Source organism: Stieleria sp., from assembly GCF_041595215.1.
Taxonomy (GTDB): Bacteria; Planctomycetota; Planctomycetia; order Pirellulales; family Pirellulaceae; genus Stieleria; species Stieleria magnilauensis.
Window position 1 is genome coordinate 1 of record NZ_JBFHKV010000943.1, and the last position, 3,414, is coordinate 3,414.

Sequence of the window (3,414 nt, forward strand, 5' to 3'; positions counted from 1 at the left end):
CGTTTCGGCTTTCAGCTCGCCGCCGCTTTCCGGTCGATTTCTTCTTCGCGGATCGTTTCTTGGCCCCCTTGCCTGCCGGTCGGCGTCGCGGCGTTTCTTCGGCGACTTCGTCCCGGCTGTGCTCGATCGCTTTTCTCAGCCGGCTGACTTCGTCACGCGACAGGACGCGGTGGGCGCCGACGGGCAAGTCGCCGATTCGCAGCGGTCCGATCGCAATTCGGCGCAACATCTGGACTTTGTGTCCCAGCCGCGCCAGGATCCGACGGATCTCACGGTTCTTGCCTTCACGGAGCGTGATTTCCATTTCGGTCGCGCGGGCTCGCGATTTGACGATCTTCGCTCCTTCGACGCGCACGAAACCGTCGGAGATGTAGATCCCCTTTCGCATACTCCGCATCGTTTCGCCGTCGATCTTGCCGGCGACGGTGACCCGATAGACCTTTCGGACGCCGTATTTGGGGTGCGACAATTGTTGAGCCAAATCGCCGTCGTTGGTCAGTAGCATCAATCCTTGGCTGCTCTGGTCCAATCGTCCGACGGGAAAGACGCGTTCGCTGTTGGGGACCAGGTCGATGACGCGTTGGCGTCCGCGCGGATCGGCGTTGGTGCTCAGAAAGCCGGTCGGTTTGTTGACGGCGTAATAAACGAGTTTCTGTTGCCGCAGCGGCACGCCGTCGACGAGCACCTTGCTGCTCTTGGGGTCGACCACGGTGCCCAGTTCCGCGGCGATCTCGCCATCGACTTCGACGCGTCCTTCTTCGATCAGCGATTCGCATTGGCGTCGGCTGCCGAATCCCGCGGCCGCCAAAAGGCGTTGGAGTCGTTGCGGTTGGTCCCGCGAGCTGGTCGTCGCGGCCGCCGGGGCTCGCCGGGCGCGTTTGCTGGCGGTGCGTTTTGTGGCAGTGCCTTCGGTGGCAGCGTCTTTCGTCACAGCGCCTTTGCCGACGGTGCGTTTCTTGGGGGCCGAGGCTTTCGATTTGGGCTCGCTTTCAGCCGTTTTGGCCTTTGGTTTTCGTGCCCCACGTTTCGGCTTGCCCCCCGTCCGCTTGCCAACGGAAGGTTTTTTGCCGGGTGAATTCTTGTACGAGCGACGGGGCATGGATCAATCTGCGGTCAGGTGAATGGTTTTTGCGAACCCACCAGATTACCAGAGTCATGCGATTTCGATAGCCACGTTATCGAAGAAGGCTACAGCAAATGCTTGGCCTTGATCTCCAGGTATTGATTGACCAGGGGGGCGGTCAGTTCGTCGGGGAACGTGTCGACCATCAGCACGCCGCGATGTTCCAGGTCTTTGAGGACTTGGTCTCGCCAGACCAGGATATCGGCGGCCGCGGCGGCACGGTACAGGTTCGATTCGTCGCCGTCGGGATGGTCGGCCGCCTCGAACAGCGTGCGGTCTCGCAGGATCACTCCCATCGGCAGGTGTTGGCCGTTGATGTTGCCGAGGTAATCGGTAACCGCCGCCGCGTTGACTTCATCGATGATGTTGGTCGCCAGGACGACCAGCGATCGGCGTTTGCAATGGTTGCGGAGGTACAAAAAGGCCTGGTCGTATCGGGATTCGACCATCCGCGGAAACTGGTCAAAGCAGGCATGAATCAATCGATTCATCTGGCTCTTTCCGCCGTGGGGCGGGATGTAGGCGTGCACCGAATCGGAAAAGCAGAGCATCCCCACCGCATCGCCTTGATGCAGTGCGACGTAGGCCATCATCAGCGCCGAATTCATCGCGTGATCCAGCAGCGTGTAGCCGTCGCGGGTGTTGGTCATCATGCGACCGCAGTCGAGCAGAAAGATCACGCGCTGACTTTGATCGCTTTGAAATTGCCGAACGGTCAGCTTGTTTCGGCGTGCGGTGCTGCGCCAGTCGATGTGGCGAAAGTTGTCGTCTCGGCTGTAGTCGCGGAGACGTTCAAAATCGCTGTCCTGGCCGATCCGTCGGGTGCGGCGGACGCCAATCAGGCTCAATCGGTTCGTGCGGGCGAGCAACGCATAGTCGCTCAGCTGTTTCATATCCGGGTAAACGTTCAGCTCGCTTTCCAGTGGAATCTGGATGTAGCGGTGCCACAGCCGGAGCGGGCTGAGAAAGCGAAGAGAAACGTGCTCGAGTCGAAAGGCCCCTCGCCGGCCGGGCGTCAATTTTCGCCGAAAGCTGACGCGTCCCCGAGGCGGCAAACGCAGTCGGTGCTGGTCGGGGGACGATTCGAAATCGTCCGGCAGATCGTCACGCGCGTGGCCGACCAAGGTGATGCCGGAAAGGTTTTCGATCGTCAGGTGGCTTTCAACCGGAACGCCCAGCGAGCAGGAATGGGCGATTTCGCGGCTGGCGTGGATCCCGTGATTGGTCGCCAGATAGATCGACAGGAAATCGACCGTCGCCACGATCAGCAGCAACCAATCCAGCGCGGCAACCCAGATGAACGCGTCGGGTGAAAAGACGGTAAAGACACTTCCGATCAAGGTGATCGTCAGGACGCCGATCCACAGCCTGGTCGGGTAGGTGCGGAAGCGCCATGCCGCCAGGGCGAGCGGCACGGCAAAAACCACAAGCATCAGCCACGGCAGTTTGCTGTACGCTTGGAATTGGCCTTCGGTGATTTGACGGAGCGCATCGTTCATGCGCCCCATCGTACCGGGAAACGCCTAGCGTCGGTCACCCATCAAGCGGAAAATGAAGTAGGCGAGCGTCATGATCGCTTGCAGCGTTCCGGCAACGTAAGTCAACGCCGCAGCGTTGAGCACCTTGGCGACAAAGTGTTCTTCGTTGGCCGCGATCAGGTTCGCCGACACCAGGTGGCGACGCGCCCGGGCACTGGCGTCAAACTCTACGGGCAGGTTGACGACTTGAAAGAACACCACGCCGGCGAACAGGACGATTCCCGCCAGCAGCAACAGGTTTCCGACCGACGGGATCTGGTAACTGAGGAACAGCCCGATCGTGGCCAGCGTCACCCCGATGTTGCTGCCAAAATTCGCCGCCGGGACCGCCATGTTGCGAATGATCAGCGGCGCGTAGCCCTTGGCGTCTTGGAACGCGTGCCCCGCCTCGTGACAGGCCACACCGAGCGCGGCCATCGAACGGCCGCCGTAAACTTCGGGGCTCAATCGCAGCACCTTGGCGCGGGGGTCGTAGTGGTCGCTCAGGTGGCCCGGGACCTGTTCGACCCCGACTTGGTGCAGGCCTGCCGAATCGAGCATTTGCCGCGCCGCTTGGGCGCCGCTCATCCGAGCCGGGACTTGGGACATGGACGCAAACGTGCTTTTGACCCGCCATTGGGCGAACAGCCCGAGTAACAGCGGGGGGGCGATGAAAAGCAGGTAGATCGGATCAAAAAGGAGCATCGAGGAACCCGTATTGGCTTATTTGAAACGCTGAAAAGCAGTTTTTGACAGGGAAACTGTCTCCGCGGA

3 protein-coding genes are annotated in these 3,414 nt (G+C 60.8%); all 3 read right to left on the reverse strand.

Annotated elements, in window-relative coordinates; genetic code table 11:
* Window positions 1-931 (reverse strand): pseudouridine synthase (locus ABX749_RS26595; RefSeq protein ID WP_372898667.1); only part of this gene is annotated, 931 nt, incomplete at its 3' end.
* A gap of 257 nt (window positions 932-1,188) precedes the next feature.
* A complete protein-coding gene (locus tag ABX749_RS26600) occupies window positions 1,189-2,622 on the reverse strand; it encodes a DUF58 domain-containing protein (RefSeq protein ID WP_372898668.1) in 1,434 nt (477 codons plus the stop codon).
* A gap of 24 nt (window positions 2,623-2,646) precedes the next feature.
* Window positions 2,647-3,345 (reverse strand): zinc metallopeptidase, encoded by a 699-nt coding sequence (locus ABX749_RS26605; protein ID WP_145219411.1) that lies wholly within the window; start codon window positions 3,343-3,345, stop codon window positions 2,647-2,649.
* Window positions 3,346-3,414 lie beyond the last annotated feature (69 nt).